This window comes from Anoxybacillus thermarum, assembly GCF_000836725.1.
GTDB lineage: Bacteria > Bacillota > Bacilli > Bacillales > Anoxybacillaceae > Anoxybacillus > Anoxybacillus thermarum.
In genome coordinates, this window is record NZ_JXTH01000109.1 from 1 (window position 1) to 2,960 (window position 2,960).

The following is a 2,960-nucleotide window of genomic DNA, read 5'->3' on the forward strand; positions in this document are numbered from 1 at the left end:
CTCCAAAAGGGCCGCCAACAAGACAGCGAACACCTTTTGAAGAGTTCTGACTAATTGTTCCTCCAGCTCTTTTAATAAAGGCCATTCTGTGGTAAAATGTTTCATGGACTCTCTCCCTCCTGTTTTATTGATGTTGGTCATCACCATCATAGCAGGGAGAGAGTCCTTTTTGCATGACATTTGCTTTTTTCTACCGCGCTTCGCTTGGTGGCCCCGACGAGCGTCGCGAACAAAAGTTCGCAACCCTCGTCGGGGAATCATTCCTGAATGTCACCCACAAATATTTTACTCACACATTGCAACGCCTAGTACACGCAAAAGAAAATCGCATACGATATATTGTACAATGATGTGCGTAAGGTGGACGATGATGACAGAGAAGCAACGATTTTTCCAATTTAGCGAGCAATGGTGCGCCATTCATGTTCCAGACCGGCCAAACGGATTTGGTTTACTTCTTTTAGGAGACGTCTCTCACTTCGTCGATGACAAAACGAGTTTATGGATGCAACATGTTGGAAAAAACAAGCTGTTAAACGATTTGTTACAACATGGATATACGATTTTTTACTCGCATTTGTACGGGGCGAATTGGGGAAGTCCAAAAGCGGTCAAACTAGCGAAACAGCTCATTTATTATGTGCTGAAAACGGAAATTTTAAATGAGCGCATTTACGTGTTAGCAGAAGGAATGGGGGCCATTGTCGCCTTGCAGTTGATGAACGATTTACGCGAGCAAATACGGGCGATTGCGCTATTAAATCCTTGTTTGCATTTACAGGCGCAGCTCCAACATGAAAAAGAGCATAAATTTTTTTATAAGCGGATGTTACGTCAATTAAAACAAGCGTATGAAACAACGGAAGAGGAATTGAACCTCCCTCCGCTTTCCGCACCGGTTGTGCCGATAAAAATTTGGCAAGTGTCAGGAGTGAATCCATATCCTCCAACGATTCATGCAAGAGTGTACGCGCAAGCGTTTGGCGTGCCTGTTTCATATCATTTGCCTGAAAAAACATATACGTTTGCGCAAGCCATTCATGCGTTTTATGAACAATATAGCGATGTATAGTCCCCATACCCGTGGGGATTTTTTCTTTACCAATAGAAAAAGAAGCAAGTAAAATAAAAAATGAGACCGAAAAAGGAGTGTTGCATGTTGATGAGGCGATATACGTATTTTATTTTTGCATTACTTTTTATTTTTATTTTATCTTCTTGCGCTCCTACAAAATTATCATCGGGAAATGTACAAAAAGTTGGTTTGCTCGTTTCAGATACAATTGATGATCAAGTGTGGGGAACGAAAGGGTATAAAGGATTGCTTCGTATTCAAGCGAAATTTGATGCGGAAGTGTTTTATCGCGAAGGGGTAAACTCAAAAGCAGCGACGGCACAAGCGGTAAAACAATTTCACCAAAAAGGAGTCCATTTAATTTTTGGTCATGGGAGTGAGTACGGGGAGTATTTTGATGACATCGCAGATCGATATCCGAACATTCATTTTGTGTTTTTTAACGGAGAAGCGAAAAAGAAAAATGTGACAAGTTTTAATTTTTCTGGCCATGCGATGGGCTTTTTTGGCGGTATGGTAGCGGGACATATGACGAAAACGAACAAAATTGGCGTCATTGCCGCATTTGAATGGCAGCCGGAAGTGGACGGTTTTTTTGAAGGGGTGTTATATGAGAACGGAAATGCTCACGTCGACGTACAATACGTACAACGTTGGGATGACGTCGATACGGCCATGGCCATTGCCGAGCGAATGATTGCTGAAGGGGTGGATGTCATATATCCAGCCGGCGATAAATTTAGCGTACCAGTGATTGAAAAAATGAAAGAACACGGTCTTTATGCGATTGGTTACGTAACGGATCAAGCAGATTTAGGAGAACGAACTGTGCTAACGAGCACCGTCCAGCATGTCGATGCGCTATATGAACTTGTGGCAAAAAAATTTATCGATGGAAAATTAACGTCTGGAACGACATATGTCGATTTTCAAGATGGTGTCGTCGAACTCGGAACGTTTAGCCCGCTTGTCGACAAACTGTTCCGACAAAAAATAACAAAAGCGATTGAACGATATAAAGCAACAGGAAAATTGCCGAATGAGTAGGGGGGAGGGTGTGAATGAAAGAGGAATTAAAAAAGAAAATTGATGGTTTCTTTATCCAACTTTTCGAGATGTTAGATGGGATAAATAACGACCAGCAAGAAGAAGAGGCTTTGCAATATGTGGAATGGATGTTGAAAAAAGCTCAATTGCGCTATAAAGAAAAAAACAAAAAGCATCATTTCCCCGTTCTATATCGTCGAATTTACTGGGCGCACTTAGGAGTCAATGTTGGACATGAAGAAGACAAGCATCGTCCTGTTTTAATTATTCGCTCAGAAAAAAATTCTCCGTTATGTGCGGTCGCTCCTTTAACGACGCAAAGGCTGAATGATGGATTTTGGTATCATATTGATTTAGAAGGGTTAAACAACACCGCTTTAGTGGAACATTTCTGTGTCATTTCAAAAGATCGAATCGATCGCCCATTGCGTAAAAGAGGAGATTTTGCAACAGTCTCAAATAAAGACATGGATAAAATTTTAACAGAGATTAAACGACTTTATACTACTTCCCCTGCTTTGAGAAAGTAATCGTACATAGAGTGTGAGTAAAATATTTGTGGGTGACATTCAGGAATGATTCCCCGACGAGGGTTGCGAACTTTTGTTCGCGACGCTCGTCGGGGCCACCAAGCGAAGCGCGGTAGAAAAAAGCAAATGTCATGCAAAAAGGACTCTCTCCCTGCTATGATGGTGATGACCAACATCAATAAAACAGGAGGGAGAGAGTCCATGAAACATTTTACCACAGAATGGCCTTTATTAAAAGAGCTGGAGGAACAATTAGTCAGAACTCTTCAAAAGGTGTTCGCTGTCTTGTTGGCGGCCCTTTTGGAGGA

At 41.7% G+C, this 2,960-nt stretch carries 3 protein-coding genes; all 3 read left to right on the forward strand.

What is annotated here, in order from left to right:
- Nucleotides 1-370: 370 nt before the first annotated feature.
- The 3 genes from LH47_RS14405 to LH47_RS14415 all read left to right on the forward strand — a co-directional run bounded on the left by LH47_RS14405 (nucleotide 371) and on the right by LH47_RS14415 (nucleotide 2,652).
- A complete protein-coding gene (locus tag LH47_RS14405; RefSeq protein WP_043968677.1) occupies nucleotides 371-1,072 on the forward strand; it encodes an alpha/beta fold hydrolase in 702 nt (233 codons plus the stop codon).
- An 84-nt stretch (nucleotides 1,073-1,156) separates the two neighbouring features.
- Nucleotides 1,157-2,122, forward strand: a complete 966-nt coding sequence (locus tag LH47_RS14410) for a BMP family ABC transporter substrate-binding protein (RefSeq protein ID WP_043968679.1) — start codon at nucleotides 1,157-1,159, stop codon at nucleotides 2,120-2,122.
- Between the two features lie 14 nt (nucleotides 2,123-2,136).
- On the forward strand, nucleotides 2,137-2,652 hold the full coding sequence (locus LH47_RS14415; RefSeq protein WP_043968680.1) for a type II toxin-antitoxin system PemK/MazF family toxin: 516 nt from the start codon (nucleotides 2,137-2,139) through the stop codon (nucleotides 2,650-2,652).
- Nucleotides 2,653-2,960: the final 308 nt, after the last annotated feature.